Source organism: Phenylobacterium sp., from assembly GCF_036495085.1.
Lineage (GTDB): Bacteria > Pseudomonadota > Alphaproteobacteria > Caulobacterales > Caulobacteraceae > Phenylobacterium.
Genome location: NZ_DASXNL010000012.1, coordinates 12307 through 30222, shown reverse-complemented (window position 1 = coordinate 30222; position 17916 = coordinate 12307). Strand labels below are relative to the sequence as shown.

Below are 17916 nucleotides of genomic sequence, written 5' to 3'. Positions count from 1 at the left end.
GCGACATCAGCGCCGTCCACACCTTCGCGCCAAGGCCTGTGGAAAAGCCTCTGCTGTCGGCCGCCGCCTCACGAAAAAGGCGGGCTGGAGATCCAGCCCGCCCTTTCACCAAGTGTAGCTCAGCCGAGCGTAGAGGAACCTGCCCTGGAACCCGAAAGGCGAATACTCCGGGAAGGCGCCCACCCCGTTGGAGCTGATCGTCACCCCGTTCAGAATGTAGGGGGGTGTCGTCGGGTAGGTGTCGAGCAGGTTGTCCGCCCCAACCGCGGCCTGCAGCTTGTCGGTGATGTTCCAGCGGCCTTCGAGGTCGATGAGCGTCTTCGGCGACAGCTTGTAGTCTCCCAGCGGGTTGCTGGTGTTCGAGGGCGAGAGCAGTTCGCCGTAGTAGAGCGCCTTGGCGGTCACGCCGAACGATCCCAGCGTCCAGTCCGCCACCAGGTTTCCCTTCCACTTGGGCTGTCCGTCGGTGAGCGTCGCGGTCCGATAATGCGGCAGGAAGACCGGCGCTGGGTTGAGGGCTGAAAGCACCGGTGTTGATTGGATGCGCGTCAGGCTGGTGTCGTTGTGCGAAACGCTGGCGCTGAAGTTGAACGCGCCCCACCTCGGATCGGGGTTCCAGAGGTAGGTCGCCACCGCCTCGACGCCCTTGGTCTCGCTGTCGACGCCGTTGGTGAAGAAGCGCACGCCGCCGATGTCGTTGACCCCGCCGGCCTGGAAGAGCGCGATGACATTGGCCTGCTGCAGGATGTCGGACAGGACGATCCGGTCCTTGATCTTGATGTAGTAGGCATCGACGGTCAGCGAGAAAGCCCCGGTGCGGAAGACGCCGCCGCCGGAGACGTTGGTGGATTTTTCGGGATCGAGCGGGGCCGCGCCGATCAATTTCGCGCGCGGATCGCCAGGTGGCAGCAGGATGGTCTGCACCGGCAGGCCGCCGACGAAGTTCGTCGAGGTCGTGGTGATGAAGGATTGCTGCAGGGAGGGCGCGCGGAAGCCGTTCGACACGCTGGCGCGCAGCGCAAATGCCTCGGTGATGTCGTAGCGGCCGCCCAGCTTGCCTGTCACCACATCGCCGAAGTCGGAATAGTGCTCGTAGCGAACGGCGCCGTTGAGGTCGAGCGCGCCGAACTTGCTCTCCGCCTCCGCATAGACGGACACCGCCGTGCGGCTCTTGTCCGTGGCGTTGGCCGGGCTGAATCCTGAGAAGGATTGGGCGCCCGAGCCGCCCAGCACGCCCGGCTGGGTGAAGAACCCGCCGTTTATGTAGGAAGCCGGTTCGCCGGCCTTGATCTGATAGTTCTCGCCGCGGACTTCCACTCCGCCGGCCAGGTTCACCGCGTGTCCCCCCATCTCGACGGAGCGATTGAGGCCAAGGTTGCCCACCGTCTGCTGATAGATCAGCCGACCCGCGTCGAACTCGGTCGGGGTGGTCGGACCGAGCGAGGCGTTGAGCGAGTCCGTGACGCCGAAGTGGAATTCATTGCGACCGTAGACGACGCTGGCGTCCCACGCCCACTCGCCCGCCTTGCCATTCGCGCCGCCGGCCAGGCTGGCGTCATAGACCTTACCTTCGATCTTGGGGAGGAATCCGTCAGGATAGACAGACCTGATGTTGGAACCGGCGTTGTCCTGCAGAGCGCGGCGCACGTTGGCCGCAGAGAAGGCGTCGCGGAACTGGTAGCTGCCCCAGCCGTACAGATGCACGCCGTTCGAGAGGTCGTGGCCCGCATTGGCATAGAATGTGTACTGATCCAGCCGTGGGTCGCCGTACCAGTTGTTGTAGCGATCATAGGTCAGCTCCCGCGGGTCGAAGGCGCCGCCGATCAGGGGATATTGCTGGCGTGGATCGGGACCGGCGCGGGTCGTGTGCTGCTGGATCTTGGCTTCGGCGGAGATCGTCAGGAAGCCCGACCCGAACAGCGGCAAGCCCTGCCAGCCGGTGATGGTCGTGGTCTCCCCGTCCTTGCGGTACTTGTCGGGTTGCAGGACGAGGCCGGGAATCGGGGTCGGGCTCGGCCGGGTCTTCACCTCGGTGTTGTACTGGCCGTAGGTCACGCTGGCGTAGCCGCCGGAGCTGGCTTCGCGCAGTCGCAGGTTGATCACGCCGGCGATGGCGTCGGACCCGTATTGCGCCGAAGCGCCGTCGCGCAGCACCTCCACCGCACTGACCGCGACCGTAGGGATCGTGTTGAGGTCGACCGCGCCGGATCCGTAGCCGATAGACCCGTTCAGGTTGACCAGCGCAGCCTGGTGCGCCCGCTTGGAATTGATGAGCACGAGTGTTTCGTCAGGAGCCAGGCCGCGAAGGGTCGCCGGCCTTACCGTGTCGGTCCCGTCGGTCACCGCGGGGCGGGTGAAGTTGAGGGACGGAAGGGCGAAGGCCAGGGCCTGCGCCATTTCAGTGGTTCCGCCGCGCGACAGCTGGGTGGCGCTGACCACGTCGACCGGCGCGATGGTTTCCAAGCGCGAGCGCGGCTCGGCGCGCAACCCCGTAACAACCAGTTCCTCGATTTGAGCGCCGGATGTCGTCTGCCCCGCTGCAGATCCGGCTAACAAGGTCGCAGCCGAAGCGGCCGCGCAGAAAATGGCACGTTTTGTCATGGCATTTGGTCCCCCTGGACAGCGTCAGCCGAAGTAAGGACAACCCGGCCGTTGCGGCCGTTGCCAGGTTTACCTGGGGGGGAGGGGTGTCGGGGGGAATGACAGAATTGCCACACGAGAGTCACAAAAGGCGCGGGAGGGACTTCCGCGCCTTTTGCATTTTCGATGAGCGATAAGGCTCAGGGTTCGGCGTAGCCGGTATATGGCGGAGTCGTTGGAGGCGTTGCGCAGGTCGAGAGCCGGAACGAGGGCCATAGCCTATCGTTAGCCCACTGCTACGTCTGCCATCCGTGCGACATCAGCGCCGTCCACACCTTCGCCCAAGGCCGTGGAAAAGCTCCGGCTATCGGGCGTGAACTGACGAAAAGGCGGGCTGGAGAACCAGCCCGCCTTTCGCCTAAGCCCCGTCGTGGGGGCTCAGATCACCAATTGACGCTCACGCGGCCATAGACGAAGCGGCCATTGAAGCCGAACGGCGAGAAGGAGGTGAAGGGCGCGGCGCCTGTTGTGTCGAGCGCTTGGCCGATCTGCCTCGGGTACTGGTCGAACAGGTTGTCGGCGCCCACCGCCACGGTCACCTGGTGGGGGAAGGTATAGCGGCCTTCCAAGTCCCAGATGGTGCGCTGGCCGGTGTGAACGTCGGCGCTGCCGTCGGCGAGCGTGCCGGGCGACAGGACGTCACCGTAGAAGGTGGACCGTAGCGTGGCGCCCCAGTTGTTCTGCGACCAGTCGGTCTGGGCGGTGACCTTGTATTTCGGCGTGCCGTCGGTGAAGCGCAGGACGGCCTGCCGGGCGAACAGCGAGGTCTGCGTCGGCAGGATCGTCTGCTTGGTCACCGGCGTGGCGGTGACCCGGACGTCGTTGACGTTGCCCGCCAGCTGGAAGACGAAGTCGCCAAGATCGTCGGTGGGCAGGTGATAGCTCGCCACGAAGTCGAGGCCCTTGGTGCGCATGTCGACGCCGTTGGTGAAGAAGCGGGCGGCAGATGCGCCGTAGGGTTGCAAGAGGTTGAAGATCACCGCCGCATTGGTGCCCGTCGCCGCGGTGGCGCTGCCGGTCAGGGTCTCGGTAAGAACGATACGGTTGTCGACATCGATCTCATAGCCGTCGAGCGTGACCTCCAGGTTGCCCTGGTGAAGGACCGCGCCCAGCGAGTAGTTGCGTGATTTCTCCGGCTGGAGCGGCACGCCGCCCAGCGCCTTGCCGACCGGGCTGGTCGCCGGGAACGTGCCGGTGTCGAACGGCACCCCGTTGATGAACAGGATCGACGTGGAGGTGAAGTATTCCTGCTGGAGGCTGGGCGCACGGAAGCCGCTCTCGGCAGAACCGCGGAACGCCAGCGATGACGTCACCTCGAAGCGGCCGGAGATCTTGCCGGAGGTGTTGTCGCCGAAGTCGGAGTAGTGCTCCTGGCGGACCGCTGCGGAGGCGGTCAGGCGATCGGTGAGCTTGCCTTCCAGGGCCACATAGCCGCCGACATTGGTTCGGCTCGTGTCGATGACATTCTCCGGCGTGAAACCGGTGAACCCACGTGAGCCGAAGGAGAGCGTCGGAGCCACAGTGCCCCGGGCGTAGGAATTGGGCTCACCGGCGCCGATCTGGTAGCGCTCGTTGCGAGCTTCCAGGCCAAATGCGACGTTCAGCGGACCGGCCAGGCCCACGTCGAAATCACGGTTGAAGTCAGCGTTGGCGACAGCTTGATCGTAGGTCATGTCGCCGGCGTAGAACGACTGGGGAGACGTCGGGCCCAGCGACGGGTTCAGGGTGTGTTCAACGCCGTACTTGATACGGTTCCAGCCGTACCCGAGGCTGAAGTCGGATTTCCAGCCGCCGATGTCACCCTTCAGCGCCGTGCCGACGCTATAGTCGTCGGACTGGGTGTTGATCAGCGGCAGGTAGCCGTTCGGATAGACTGACGGGATGTTCTGGCTGGCGTCGTTGGGCGCACGATAGGTCGCCGCCGTCTCGGAATGGCGCTCTTGGCCGCCGCCCCAGAAGCTCAGGTCCCAGCCGTCGCCGAGCGGCTTGCCGCCGTTCAGGTAGATGGTCTTCGATTCCACATCGCCGTCACCGAAGCGCGAGCGGACCTCGGCGGGGGTAAACCGCGGATCGAGGTCGCTGCGGTTGGTGTGGTCCTGTTGGCGATACTCAGCCGAAAGGGTCAAGAAACCGTCCGATCCGAGTTTGAAGCCCTGCCAGGCCGAAGCGGTCGTGGCCGCCCCATCGGTGATGTGCGTCGGACCGGCGTTGAAGTACGGGACACGGGTGACGTGCTCGCCATACGTCACCGTGGCGCCGCCGCCTTGGTCGGCCCGCCGCAGGCCGATGTTGATTACGCCGGCGATGGCGTCAGAGCCGTAGAGCGCCGAGGCGCCGTCCCGGAGGACCTCGATGCGGTCGATGGCGATTTCCGGAATTGTGTTGAGGTCGACCGATGCCGACCCGCGGCCCACCGAGCCGTTCAGGTTCACGAGCGCCGAGGAGTGGGCGCGAACGCCGTTGATCAGCACCAGGGTCTGGTCCGGCCCTTGGCCGCGCAGCGTGGCGGGACGGACCGAGTCCGTGCCGTCGGTGTTGGAAGGACGCGGGAAATCGATCGAAGGCACTGTGGCGGCCAGCGCGCTGGCAAGCTCGGTCGTTCCCTGCTTTTGCAGGGACTTGGCGGTCACCACGTCGACGGGCGAAAGCGACTCGAGCCGCGAACGCGGGTCGGCGCGGCTGCCGGTGACGACCACTTCATCGAGGTTGGTTGCGGTTGATGCGGCGGCCGATGTGGCCTTGGTCTGGGCGATGGCCCCGGTGGCAAGCAAACTCGCAGCCGAAACGGCCGCGAAAAGCACGGTACGCGATCTCATGTAAATCCCCTCGGGGCCTCCGCCGTTTTTGGCTGTGAGGCGGTGATACTTATCGCCGATTACTTAGTGTGCGTCGGCGCGGGGGGAATGACAGATTTGCAACAGCCGACATGCAAAAGGCGCGGGAGAGGACTCCCGCGCCTTGGGCATTGCGAACGTGTCGGCTCAGGCTTCGCCGTAGCCCGTATCGTGCGATCCTGCGCCGCCTTCCAGAAGGTCGGCCTGCGCTTGTTCGTCGGCCATCCGGTCTTCTTGGAACTGCGAGTCGATGACGTTCTCGCCACGCGCCTGACGCTCGGCCTCGTCCACGCTGCGGGCGATGTTGAGCGTGACGGTGACGGTCACCTCCGGGTGCAGGCGAACCTTCACCTCATGCAGGCCAAGCGTCTTGATCGGCTTGTCCAGAACGACCATTGCGCGGTCGATCTTGGAGACGCCCTCGGCGTTGACCGCGTCGGCCACGTCGCGACCGGCCACGGAGCCGTAGAGTTGGCCGCTTTCGCCAGCCTGACGGATCAGGATGTAGGACGTCGCGTCCAGCTTCTCGCCGGATTTGCCGGCGGTGTCCTTGGCCTTGGCGTTGCGCGCCTCGATGTCGGCCCGTTGGCCTTCGAAGACCTTCAGGTTGGCCGCGTTGGCACGGAGCGCCTTGGAGCGCGGCAGAAGGAAGTTGCGAGCGTAGCCGTCTTTGACATTGACGACGTCGCCGAGGCCGCCCTTGCCTTCAACGCGTTCGAGTAGAATGACTTTCATTTGCGTGCGCTCCCTTACTTCACGACGTAGGGGAGGAGCGCCAGGAAGCGGGCGCGCTTAATCGCCTTGGCGAGTTCACGCTGCTTCTTGGCCGACACCGCGGTGATCCGTGACGGCACGATCTTGCCGCGCTCGGAGACGTAGCGCTGCAGGAGCTTCACGTCCTTGTAGTCGATCTTCGGCGCGTTGGAGCCGGAGAACGGACACACCTTGCGGCGGCGGAAGAACGGACGGCGTGCGCCGCCCGCGGAGCCGCCTGAAGCCGGGGCGTCGATGGTGGTTTCGTCGGTCATCAGAAGGCTCCTTCCTTGGCCGGGAAGTCATCGCGGCGTTCGCGGTCGCGATCGCGGCGGGCGAGGATCGGCGAGAGCTCCAGCTCCAGCTCTTCGACGCGCACGGTCAGGTACCGCAGGACGTCTTCATTGATGGAGAGCTGACGTTCCATCTCCTTCACCGCCGCGGCGGGGGCGTCGATGGCCAGCAGGGAGTAGTGCCCCTTCCGGTTTTTCTTGATCCGGTAGGTCAGGTTGCGAAGACCCCAGTACTCGATCTTGGCGACGCTGCCGCCGCCTTCTTCGATCAGATGCTTCAGGGTGTCGTTGAGGGCTTCAGCCTGTTGCGGCGAGATATCCTGCCGCGAAATGACGACGTGCTCGTAGAGCGCCATAGGTTCCTTCTTCCGTTGGGAGGGCGGCGCGGCCGGCGGCGGAAGTTCCGCTGGTCGCGATGGATCCCTGGCGCGGCGGCCGGGATGGTCCCGACCCATTGGTGTTCCGCGAGAGACCGCTCTCCGTGAAGAGGCGGGCTGATAGGGGAAAAAGGCCGCCGAGGCAAGGTTCGGCTGTTGCGCCGGGCGCCGCGGCGGCGCAGCCTTGCCCGCGAAACGCAAGTGTAGGGGGAAATCTCATGGCATTCATCCGTCGCGGCGTGGCTGCCTTTGCGGCCGCGGCCGTCATCTTGGCGGGCGCGCCGGCGCTCGGCGCCGAGGCCCAGCCCAGCGCGCGCAGCATGGAGCTGTCGCGCCGTCTCTTCAGCGAGATGCATATGGACCAGCTGATGGCCGGCATGATGCGCCAGATGGGGCCGATGCTGGAGGCGCAGGCCCGTAAGGCCAACCCGAAACTTACCGATGAGCAGGCCAGGGCGGTGACCGATGCGGTGGCCGAGTCCATGAACGACGTGATGTCCAAGATGCAGGAGCGGATGATCCCGCTCTACGCCTCGACATTTACCGAGCAGGAACTGAGTGACATCGTCGCCTTCTACGACACCACCAGCGGCAAGGCGGTCCTGGCGAAGATGCCGGTCCTGATGGGCAAGTTGGGACCAACGATGAGCGAGATGATGCCGCAGATTCAGACGGACATCACCAAGCGTGTCTGCGCCAAGATCGACTGCACGAAGCTGAACTCGCAACCCTCAGCGCCGAAGACCTGAGCCGTCGCCTCGCCGTTCCGCGTGTCAGCAGGTTGATGGCTACTTTTTCAGCGCCTTCACTGCGGCCAGCGTCTTGTTCACGTGATCCGAGGGATCCATGGCCGAATAGACGTCGGCGACCGTGCCGTCCTTGGCGATGACGTAGGACGTTCGGCTCGACCAGTCCGGCTTGGCGCTGAGGATCGAGTCATAATCCTTGGCGATCTTGGCGCCGGGGTCCGAGGCGACTGGGAACTTGCCGCCGCAATGTTCGGTCTCCTTGGAGAAGTCGGCGAGTTGGTCAACGTTGCCGGCAGTCACCCCGATCACCGTGGCGTGCTCGGCCTTGAACTGATCGATAGCCTCGGAGAACAGGTGCGCTTCGAGGTTGCAGCCCTTGGTGTGGGCGGCGGGGAAGAAATAGACCACGACCGGCCCCTTCTTGAGCGCATCGGAGAGCTTGTAAGTGAACGGCTGGCCAGCGAGGTAGGCGGGCGCGGTGAAGTCAGGCGCCTTGGTTCCGGCCTTCAGTTCGGCGGCCGCCGATGTGGCCAGCGCAGTGGCTCCGAGGGCGGCGAGCGCAGTCAGGACGGCGAGACGTTTCATGGCGGACTTCCCCTAGTTCTTGACGAGTCGCAAGTCGCTCTACACCCGCATTCAGCGGTTGTCTTCGCAGAGGTGAAACGTCGTTCTCGGTTTACATCGTCAAATTTTCATCGACCCGGCTCGACCAGGATTTTGACCTGCGCCTCAGGATCGGCCAGGGCGACGAAGGCGTCCGCGACGCCGTCCAGCCCGACCTTCGAAGTGACCAGCCCGGAGACGTCGATCTTCCCTTCCGCGATGTTGTGCAAGGTGGCGGCGAACTCCTCGGGCGAATAGCCGAAGACGAAAGTCAGCTCGATCTCCTTGGTGATGGCGATCGACGGCTCGATACGGTCGGTCTCCATGCAGACGCCGGCGACGATGATCTGGGCGCCGGCGGGCGCGGCCTCGATCAGGGCCTGCACGACGCCAGGCGCGCCGACGCACTCGAACACAACCGGCCGGCCGAAACCGCCGCCCATCATCCGGATCATGTTCTGCGCCGCGCGAGCCCTGGGCACCCCCAGCGCCTCCCACCGATCGTGTGGCGACTCCTGCGCCGGATCGATGACCACATCGGCGCCCAGCCGTTCGGCGGCTGCGCGCCTGCGAGGCGAAAAGTCCGCGGCGATCACCGGGCCGTGGCCCCCCGCTTTGAGCGCAGCGATCACGGCCAGTCCGACCGGCCCGCAGCCGACCACGAGGACGACGGAATTGGCGTCCATTCGCGCCTTGGCGACGGCGTGCAGGCCCACGGCGAAGGGCTCGGTGAGCGCGGCCTGGTCGGTCGCGAGGCCGTTGGGGACTTCAAGCACCAAGGCCTCGCTCAGAAGCATGCGCTCGGCGAAGCCCCCGGGCAGGCGATTGGAGAAGCCCAGCAATTCCAGGCCGCCGCCCGGCGTCAGGGTCGCCGGCACGCTGACGACCCGCGTCCCGGACTTCAGCGTCTTGGCCGAGCCCGGGCCATGGTCGAGGATCTCGGCGCAGAACTCGTGACCGAAGACGGTGTCGGCGCTGGGGTCGAAGCCGTTGTCGGCGCCGCCGGCCCGCCGCGACAGGTCGATCATGTGCTCCATGTGGTGAAGGGCATGCAGATCCGAGCCGCAGATCCCGCAGGCAAGGGTCCTGACCAGCACCTGGCCCTCGGCGGGCTCTAATTCGGCGATCTCGTCGCAGACCAGTTGCTTGTTGCGCCGAACCACTGCGCGCATGTCGCGTCTCCTGCTCACGTCCCTGATGCCGCCTTGCCGCGGCTTGCCTTATTCCGTAACCCTCGCGCCGCTGAATCCATAGAGCCCGGAGCCAACCGATGAGCCTCGCTTTCCTTTTTCCCGGCCAGGGTAGCCAAGCTGTGGGCATGGGCGCCGACCTCGCCGACGCTTTCGGCGCGGCGCGCGAAGTTTTCCAGGAGGTGGACGACGCGCTCGGTCAAAAGCTCTCGAAGCTGATGCGCGAGGGCCCGGAGGACCAGCTGACGCTTACCGAGAACGCCCAGCCCGCCCTGATGGCGGTCAGCCTGGCGGTGATGCGCACCCTGGAGAAGGAGTTTGGCGTCGCGGTGGACAAGGCGGCGTTTGTCGCCGGCCATAGCCTTGGCGAATACTCGGCCCTGGCCGCGGCCGGCGCGATCAGCCTTGCCGACACCGCACGTCTCCTGAAGCTGCGCGGTCAGGCCATGCAGCGGGCCGTGCCGGTGGGTGAGGGGGCCATGGCGTCCCTGATCGGGCCCAAGAGCGACGTCGCCCTGGCCGAGGCAGCTGCCGCGGCCGGCTCGGCGGTGGGCGTCTGCGTCGTCGCCAACGACAACAACGCCGGCAATGTCGTGATCTCCGGCGCGAAAGCGGCGGTCGACCTCGCCATAGAGAAAGCCAAGGAGCTTGGCGCGCGCGCCATCCCGTTGAACGTCTCAGCGCCCTTCCACTGCCCCCTCATGCAGCCGGCGGCCGACGAGATGGCCGAGGCCCTGGCCGCCGCGACGATCCTCGCCCCGCGAGCCCCGCTGGTGGCCAATGTCACCGCCCGGCCGACGCTCGATCCCGAAGCGATCCGCCGAATGCTCGTGGAGCAGGTGACCGGTCGCGTCCGGTGGCGCGAAAGCATGCTCTGGATGGTGGAGCAGGGTGGGGTGACCCGCTTCGCCGAGGCGGGCGCCGGCAAGGTCTTGTCCGGCATGGCCAAGCGCATCGCGCCTGACGCCGAAGCCGTGCCGCTGAACGCGCCCGCCGACCTCGAAGCCTTCGCCAAGAGCCTCTGAAAGACACCCTCATGTTCGACCTTACCGGCAAGACCGCGCTCGTGACCGGCGCAACGGGCGGCATTGGAGCCGAAATCGCCACCGCGCTGCATGCTCAGGGGGCCCACGTCGTGCTCTCCGGCACGCGAGAGGCCGTTTTGCAGGAGCGGGCGGCCGGACTGGGCGGGCGGACATCGACAGTTGCGGCGAATCTCTCCGATCCCGCAGCCGTCGATGGCCTGATAGAGGCCGCTGAGGCCGCGGCCGGCGCGCCCATCGACGTCCTGGTCGCCAACGCGGGCATCACCAGGGATGGCCTGCTGGTGAGGATGAAGGACGAGGACTGGGCCGAGGTCCTTAGGGTCAACCTCGAGAGCTATTTCCGCCTCAGCCGGGCAGCAGTCAAAGGCATGATGCGCCGCCGGGCGGGCCGAATTATCGGCATCACTTCGGTCGTCGGCGTGACCGGTAACCCGGGGCAGACCAACTACGCGGCCTCGAAGGCCGGCATGATCGGCTTCTCCAAGGCATTGGCCCAGGAGGTCGCCACCAGGGGAATCACGATCAATTGCGTCGCACCTGGTTTCATCGAAAGCCCGATGACCGACGGTCTCACCGAGCAGCAGAAGGCGCAGATCCTGGCGACGATTCCCATGGCCCGCCTGGGCCTCGGTGCTGAGGTCGCCGCCGCCTGTGCATACCTTGCGAGTGACGAGGCCGCCTACGTCACGGGGCAAACGGTCCACGTGAATGGCGGTATGGCGATGATCTGAAGCCTCGCTTTCACCCATGGTAACATGCTAACGCGCCAACGACTTTGAGCTGGCCGGGCCGTTGTGGTTGACTTCATGGCCGGGCTCGCCGATGCAAAGCCTGAACTTCGAGAGGGACCTACCTAATGTCCGACGTCCTAGAGCGCGTCCGCAAGATCGTCATTGAGCACCTGGACGCTGATCCGGAGAAGGTGACCGAAAAGGCCAGCTTCATCGATGACCTGGGCGCCGACAGCCTCGACAACGTCGAGCTGGTAATGGCCTTCGAGGAAGAATTTGACATCGAAATCCCGGACGACGCGGCGGAGCACATCCAGACGGTTGGCGACGCCGTGAAGTTCATCCAAGAGCGACTAGGCGCCTAAGCGCCTGATTCGGCTTAAGGTTTCAGGACCGCCGGGTCGGGGCCCTACCCTGGCCTCGGCGGTCTTCCTTTGAGGAACGCCCCTTCGAGGCCCAAATGCGTCGAGTCGTTGTCACTGGTATCGGCCTGATCACACCCTTGGGTCAGGGGACTGAGATCACTTGGGCCTCCATCCTGGCCGGCAAGTCCGGCATCGGGCGCGTCACAACGTTCGACCCTACAGACTACGGCTGCCAGATCGCCGGCGAGGTGCCGCGTGTGGACGGCCGTGGAGGTGGCGGTCCAGATGTCGAGGGCTCTTTCGACCCCGACCAGACACTTTCGCCTCGAGACCAGCGTCGCGTCGACGACTTCATCCTCTACGCGATCGCTGCGGCCGATGAAGCTATCAAGGACTCGGGCTGGGAGCCGGAGAGCGAAGCCGACCGCGAGCGGACCGGCGTCATGATCGGCTCGGGCATCGGCGGCCTCGCCACCATCGAACGAACCTCGATTGAACTGTTCGAGAAGGGGCCGCGGCGCGTGAGCCCGTTCTTTATCCCCTCAGCGCTGATCAACCTCGCGAGTGGTCAGGTCTCGATCCGGCACGGTTTGAAGGGCCCGAATCACTCGGTGGTCACGGCTTGCGCGACGGGCGCCCACGCCGTGGGCGATGCGGCGCGACTGATCAAGTATGGCGACGCCGATGTGATGTTGGCCGGTGGCGCGGAGGCCGCGATTTGCCCGGTGGGCATGGCCGGGTTCATCGCTGCGCGGGCCATGTCGACCGGCTTCAATGACGCGCCGGAAAAGGCCAGCCGCCCATATGACAAGGACCGCGACGGCTTCGTCATGGGCGAAGGGGCCGGCGTGCTGGTGCTGGAAGAGTACGAACACGCCAAGGCGCGCGGCGCAAAAATCTACGCCGAGGTCGCAGGCTACGGCTTGGCGGGCGATGCCTATCACATCACCGCACCGGCCGAAGATGGCGACGGCGGCTTCCGCGCCATGAAGGCCGCGATCAAGGATAGCGGCATCGATCCCAGCGACATCGACTACATCAACGCCCATGGAACCTCGACGCCGCTCGGCGACGAGATCGAACTGGCTGCGGTGCAGCGTTTGCTGGGCAATGCCGCGGCGAAGGCGACGATGAGCTCGACCAAATCCGCCACGGGGCATCTCTTGGGCGCAGCCGGCGCCATCGAGGCGGCGTTCAGCTGCCTGGCCATCCGTGACCAGATCGCGCCCCCGACCATCAACCTCGACAACCCATCGGTGGATACGCCGATCGACCTGGTGCCCAACAAGGCCAAGCCCATGGAGATCAAGATCGCGCTCTCCAATTCCTTCGGCTTTGGCGGGACCAATGCCTCGGTGGTGTTCAAGAAGGTCTCGTGAGCCGACGGAACGCTCCGCCCAAGAGAAATGGCCGTCGTCGGCCGGTCCCTAGGGATCACGGCCTGCTGAAGATGGCGCGCCGCGCGGCTGCGGTTCTCCTGATCTTTCTGGCCTTGGTCGCCGCCTGGATTGGCTGGACTTACCGCGGGCCCGGTCCTGCGGCTCGCCAAGGGCAGACAACCACCGTGATCCTGTCGCGGGGCTCCGGCGTCGGCCAGATCGCCGGCGAGCTGAAGGCCGCAGGCGTGATCTCTTCGCGCGAGGTGTTCCTGCTGGCGGCCAAGTTGGGCGGCGCCGCGCGTCATCTGAAGGCCGGCGAGTACGAATTCGCAAGCGGCGCTCCCATGGCCCAGGTGCTGTCGGACATCGAGCAGGGCAGGATGGTGAAGCACTTCGTGGCGGTGCCCGAGGGCTGGACAAGCGACATGGCGACCGACGCGGTGCGCGCCGAGCCGGTGCTCACCGGGACGGTGGATGCGCCGCCGGAGGGTTCGATATTGCCCGACAGCTACCAGGTCGCCCGTGGCGAGGATCGCACCGAGGTCGTGGAGAAGATGCGCGCGGCCCGCGACAAGCTTCTGGCCGAGCTCTGGGCGTCGCGCGCGCCCGACTTGCCGCTGCAGACACCTGAAGACGCGGTGACCCTCGCATCCATTGTAGAGAAGGAGACCGCCCTTCCGGCGGAGCGTCCGCGGATCGCGGCGGTGTTCGAGAACCGTCTGCGGGCCGGGATGAAGTTGGAGAGCGATCCCACGACCATCTACGGCATAACCAAAGGCCGGCCGCTGGGCCGTGGCATCACGATGAAGGAACTCGTCACCGCTACGCCCTTCAACACCTATCGAATCCCCGGTTTACCGCCGACGCCGATCGCAAACCCCGGCCGAGCCGCGCTGGCCGCGGTGCTCAATCCGCCCAAATCCGACGAGCTGTTCTTTGTGGCGGACGGCACCGGTGGGCACGTCTTCGCCTCGACCTTCGCCGAGCATCAGGCCAACGTGGCCAAGTGGCGTGCGATCGAGCGCCAGCGGGCGGCGGCGGGAGGGGGCAGATGAGTCTTTCGGGCATGACGGGATTCGGCCGCGCGGAAGCTGCGGCGGGAGCGTGGAGTTGGGCGGTGGAAGCCCGCTCGGTGAACGGCCGCAACCTGGACGTCCGCTTTCGCGGTCCGCCCGGCTTCGAGGGACTGGAGCGGGTCGCGAGGGAGGCGGCGCAGGCACGGTTCCAACGTGGTCAACTCACCATTGGTCTGCAGGCCAAGCGGAGCGAAGGCGCAGGCTCGGTTCGGCTCAATCTCGACCAGTTGGAGAGATATCTGGCGGCCGGCGCGCCATATGTCGCTTCGGGCCAGGCGACAGCGCCCAGCTTGGATGGCCTCCTGGCGCTGCGCGGAGTGATCGAGGCTGCCGACGCGATCGAGGATCCACAGGCGCAGGCCGCGCTCGAGGCGGCGATGGCGACATCGATCGTGACCGCGCTTGATGGCCTTGCCGTCGCACGCGGCGAAGAGGGGCGGGCGCTCGGCAGCGTCCTTGATGGTCTGGTTTTGCGGATTGGCGAGCTGACCCGCAAAGCCTCCGCCCTTGCCGGCGGTCAGCCCGTGATCATCAAGGCCCGCTTCGAGAAGCGGCTCTCAGAGCTTGCGGGCGAGGCCGCCACCGAGGAGCGCATCCTTCAGGAGGCTGCGGCCATGGCGATCAAGGCCGATGTGCAGGAGGAATTGGACCGATTGAGGGGGCACGTGGAGGCCGCGCGCAGCCTTCTCGCGGCGGAGGGGGGCGTCGGGCGCAAGCTCGACTTCCTGACCCAGGAATTCATGCGCGAAGCCAACACGCTTTGCTCCAAGTCTGCGTCGGGCGCCTTGACCTCTGTGGGCCTGGACCTCAAAGCCGTCATCGAACAGTTCCGCGAACAGGTACAGAATGTCGAGTGAGCGAACTTGAGCATCGCTGCCGCCGATCCCGCCAAACCGTGGGAGACGACCCGCCGCGGGTTGCTCCTGCTGGTCTCCAGCCCGGCAGGGGCCGGCAAGACGTCGCTTTCTCGTCGATTGGTGGCCGACTACGCGGACTTGATCCTGTCCATCTCTGCGACGACGCGCGCGCCTCGGCCGGGTGAGGAGGAAGGGCGAGAATACTTCTTCAAGGAACGGGCGCAGTTCCACGCGATGGTCGAGGCAGGCGAATTGCTCGAATGGGCGGAGGTCAATGGCAATTGCTATGGCACGCCCAAGGCGCCGGTGATGGCGGCGATGGAGGCGGGCAAGGACGTGCTCTTCGACATCGACTGGCAGGGAGCCCGCCAGGTGGCCCAAAAGGCGCCGGATGACAGCGTCCGGGTATTTGTCCTGCCGCCGTCCTGGCCGGATCTTTCACGCCGGCTGCACGCCCGCGCCCAGGACAGTGAGGAGATCATCCGCCAGCGGCTGGCGCTTGGACAGCGCGAGATCCAGCACTGGAACGAATACGACTACGTGATCGTCAACAAGGACTTCGACCGCGCCTACGCAGACCTGATTCACATCTATCGCTCGGAGCGGATGAAGCCCGGCCGAAACCCGTGGCTTCCACAGTTCGTGCAGGCTCTGAGAGAGGAATAGCACCGCGGTCGCTCAGGTCTGGGGGACGGTCTCAGCGGGCAGCTTCAGTTCGCAGATCAGGCCTGTGGGTCGCCAGTCCATCCGGGTTTCGCCCTTGAGGGCGCCGCTGAGCGCGCGCGCGAGCATGTTCGTCCCCAGGCCGCGGCGGGTCGGCGGCGTCACGAGGGGCCCCTTGCTCTCAACCCAGCGGATGGTCAGCAGCCCCTGCGCATCGCGCGCCCACGAAACCGCCACATGGCCTTGCGGCGTCGACAGCGCCCCGTACTTCGCCGCGTTGGTGGCCAGCTCGTGCAGCGACATCGCAAGCGCCTGAGCGGCTGCCGGCGGAAGCGCGACCGGCTTTCCGCGTATCGAAACGCGTGAGGCCGCGCCAAGGCTGAAAGCCAGAAGCTCCTCCTCCACCAGGCGGCGCAGGTCGGCGCCTTCCCAGCGGGCCTCCGAGAGCAATTGGTGCGCACGGCCCAGCGCCGAGATGCGCCCGCTCAACACCTTTCTGAGAGCCTCCGGCGATGGCGCCTGCGAAAGCTGGATCGTTCCCTGGACAACGGCGAGAAGGTTGTTTGCCCGGTGGTCAACCTCCCGCGCCAGGAGCTTCATCCGTTCCTCGGAGTCCTTGCGATCGGTGATATCCATCATCACGCCGATCGATCCGCGTGGCAGACCTTCCGCGTTTGCCGCCATCTCCCCTCTGGTCATGATCCACCGCACCGCGCCGTCGGCGCGACGGACCCGGTATTCCAACTCCATCTTGCGTTCGCCCCGCGCGAAGGCGGGATAGGTGATCGAGCGGATGCGATCCAGCTCACCTGGCATGTAGAAGCCACGCATGTCGTCGTCCGTGAGCTGGGTGTCGGGGGGCAGCCCAAAGATCGCATTCAGTTCGGGACCGTGTACGAACCCATGCTTCGGGTGCACCTGCCAGACCGCCATGCCGCCTGCCTCGCTGACCAGCCGAAGGCGTCGCATCGCAGTCGCCATCTCGGCTTCGGCGGTCTTGCGCGCGGTGATGTCCTGCAACGTGCCGACATAACGATTTGCGCTCGCTATGCCGTCGATCTCTTCGAAGAGCGCCTGGCCATTGGCCGCCACCCAGCGTTCCTCGCCTTGCGGCGTGATGATGCGATGCTCGCCGTGCGCTGATTGGCGCTGGGCTGGATCCAGGGCGCTGTAGACCTGCATGACGGCCGCTTCCCTCTCTTCAGGGTGCAAAACCGACAGCATCATCTCGTGATTGACGGGCTTACCGAGCGGGAAACCGCAGATTGTCTTCGCTTGGTCGGAAAAGATCATCTTGTTGGTCTTTATCCGCCATTCGAATACGCCCATGCCGGCCGCGGTGGTGGCCAGCCACAGTCGCGCCTCGCTCTCCATCAGGGCGGTCTGACTGCGCACGGCGTCGGTGACGTCGACGCCCTCCAGGAACACGCGATCCACCTTTCCGTCCGGGTCGCGGATCGGCTGCAGGACGAAATCCAAGAACCGTTCTTCAGGCGGTTCACGTCGCTTGCGCTGGAATGCGACCGAAACGGCTTTGCCGACATGGGGGCGGCCGTTCGCACGCACGTCATCAAGCAACGCTACGAGCGAATCCGGGAACTCGGGGAGGGCCTGCATTAGCGGGAGCCCGTCGACGTTTCGTCCGCCGACCAGTCGGCGATAGGACTCGTTGGCGAATTCGAAAACGTAGTCTGGGCCGCTGACCAACGCCATGAAACCGCGAGTGTGCTCGAAGAGCTCCCGTTGTTCGGCAAGCATCCTCTCGCGTGCGTCGAGGCGGCGCGCGCTTTCCTTCGCCAGGCTGCCGGCGCTGCGCCGCTGCGCCTCAGCCAGGACGATGATCGCTGCGGCGGAGACCAGGTAGAGCCCAAGATCGACCGCATCGGCCGGTGTCGCCGGCGTCCCAAGCCGCGGGAAGATCAGCGGATGGTGCATGGCCATGGTCCAGCCGAACAGGCCGCCCAGCCCGGTCACCATCGCGCCGCATTCCCAGCCGGCGATCAGCGTCGCCACCAGGACCGCAGGAAACAGGAGGGCGAAGGGCGTCACGCCGGGGGAAAGCTTGTCGACAAGCACCTGCAGCAGGCCGGCGACCGCCAGGAGCGTCACAGCTACCCCAACCTGCAGCAGCCGTCCGGGCCCCGCAGCGTCCGGGCGACGAAACAGTTCGATCCGGCCCAGCTTTTTGAGCAAATTAGTCTCGCACGCGACGGATGGATCATGTGGTCGTGGCATCGGCCTACGGTCAAGGCTCGGCGTATGGCCAGCTAGGGCGCCGCCTGAGCCGGGGGGGCGCCAGGCGAAATCGCCTGACCGGACGAATCAGGCGTGCAATTCAAAGGCATCGAGCCCTGTCTGGG

The 17916-nt window shown here is 65.7% G+C and carries 16 protein-coding genes; 8 read left to right on the top strand and 8 right to left on the bottom strand.

The features are described 5' to 3' along the window. Positions 1-105: 105 nt before the first annotated feature. The 5 genes from VGI62_RS01960 to rpsF all read right to left on the bottom strand — a co-directional run bounded on the left by VGI62_RS01960 (position 106) and on the right by rpsF (position 6876). Positions 106-2601 (bottom strand): TonB-dependent receptor, encoded by a 2496-nt coding sequence (locus VGI62_RS01960; RefSeq protein ID WP_331502707.1) that lies wholly within the window; start codon positions 2599-2601, stop codon positions 106-108. Positions 2602-3023: 422 nt separating this feature from the next. Then, positions 3024-5456: a TonB-dependent receptor gene (locus VGI62_RS01955; protein ID WP_331502706.1), complete on the bottom strand. Its 2433-nt coding sequence runs from the start codon at positions 5454-5456 to the stop codon at positions 3024-3026. Between the two features lie 165 nt (positions 5457-5621). Continuing rightward, entirely contained in the window at positions 5622-6209 is a 588-nt protein-coding gene (gene rplI, locus VGI62_RS01950) for a 50S ribosomal protein L9 (protein ID WP_331502705.1), read from the bottom strand. A gap of 14 nt (positions 6210-6223) precedes the next feature. Next, a complete protein-coding gene (gene rpsR / locus VGI62_RS01945; protein WP_331502704.1) occupies positions 6224-6502 on the bottom strand; it encodes a 30S ribosomal protein S18 in 279 nt (92 codons plus the stop codon). After that, positions 6502-6876: a 30S ribosomal protein S6 gene (rpsF, locus tag VGI62_RS01940; RefSeq protein ID WP_331502703.1), complete on the bottom strand. Its 375-nt coding sequence runs from the start codon at positions 6874-6876 to the stop codon at positions 6502-6504. Before rpsF ends, rpsR begins: the two co-directional genes overlap by 1 nt. A gap of 239 nt (positions 6877-7115) precedes the next feature. On the opposite strand from rpsF, the gene VGI62_RS01935 reads away from it, so the two are divergent. Then, entirely contained in the window at positions 7116-7646 is a 531-nt protein-coding gene (locus VGI62_RS01935; protein ID WP_331502702.1) for a DUF2059 domain-containing protein, read from the top strand. A gap of 39 nt (positions 7647-7685) precedes the next feature. On the opposite strand, the gene VGI62_RS01930 is transcribed toward VGI62_RS01935, so the two are convergent. Together VGI62_RS01930 and VGI62_RS01925 are read right to left on the bottom strand one after the other, a co-directional pair. Next, positions 7686-8231: a peroxiredoxin gene (locus VGI62_RS01930; protein ID WP_331502701.1), complete on the bottom strand. Its 546-nt coding sequence runs from the start codon at positions 8229-8231 to the stop codon at positions 7686-7688. 107 nt (positions 8232-8338) lie between these two features. Beyond that, on the bottom strand, positions 8339-9421 hold the full coding sequence (locus tag VGI62_RS01925) for a zinc-binding dehydrogenase (protein ID WP_331502700.1): 1083 nt from the start codon (positions 9419-9421) through the stop codon (positions 8339-8341). A gap of 98 nt (positions 9422-9519) precedes the next feature. On the opposite strand from VGI62_RS01925, the gene fabD reads away from it, so the two are divergent. From fabD to gmk, 7 genes are all read left to right on the top strand, one after another. After that, on the top strand, positions 9520-10464 hold the full coding sequence (gene fabD / locus VGI62_RS01920) for an ACP S-malonyltransferase (RefSeq protein ID WP_331502699.1): 945 nt from the start codon (positions 9520-9522) through the stop codon (positions 10462-10464). 11 nt (positions 10465-10475) lie between these two features. Next, positions 10476-11216, top strand: coding sequence for a 3-oxoacyl-[acyl-carrier-protein] reductase (gene fabG / locus VGI62_RS01915; protein WP_331502698.1), 741 nt, complete (start codon positions 10476-10478; stop codon positions 11214-11216). A 125-nt stretch (positions 11217-11341) separates the two neighbouring features. Further along, positions 11342-11581: an acyl carrier protein gene (locus tag VGI62_RS01910; protein WP_012522113.1), complete on the top strand. Its 240-nt coding sequence runs from the start codon at positions 11342-11344 to the stop codon at positions 11579-11581. Between the two features lie 95 nt (positions 11582-11676). After that, a complete protein-coding gene (gene fabF, locus VGI62_RS01905) occupies positions 11677-12960 on the top strand; it encodes a beta-ketoacyl-ACP synthase II (RefSeq protein WP_331502697.1) in 1284 nt (427 codons plus the stop codon). Then, complete coding sequence (mltG, locus tag VGI62_RS01900) at positions 12957-14015, top strand: endolytic transglycosylase MltG (RefSeq protein ID WP_331502696.1); 1059 nt, start codon at positions 12957-12959, stop codon at positions 14013-14015. Before fabF ends, mltG begins: the two co-directional genes overlap by 4 nt. Then, positions 14012-14893: a YicC/YloC family endoribonuclease gene (locus VGI62_RS01895; protein ID WP_331502695.1), complete on the top strand. Its 882-nt coding sequence runs from the start codon at positions 14012-14014 to the stop codon at positions 14891-14893. Before mltG ends, VGI62_RS01895 begins: the two co-directional genes overlap by 4 nt. 12 nt (positions 14894-14905) lie before the next feature. Continuing rightward, the gene (gene gmk, locus VGI62_RS01890) at positions 14906-15559 is read left to right on the top strand and encodes a guanylate kinase (RefSeq protein ID WP_331502734.1); all 654 of its coding nucleotides are present in this window, start codon (positions 14906-14908) and stop codon (positions 15557-15559) included. A 12-nt stretch (positions 15560-15571) separates the two neighbouring features. Here gmk and VGI62_RS01885 read toward each other — a convergent pair whose 3' ends face one another. Then, the gene (locus VGI62_RS01885; RefSeq protein WP_331502694.1) at positions 15572-17749 is read right to left on the bottom strand and encodes a PAS domain-containing protein; all 2178 of its coding nucleotides are present in this window, start codon (positions 17747-17749) and stop codon (positions 15572-15574) included. Positions 17750-17916 lie beyond the last annotated feature (167 nt).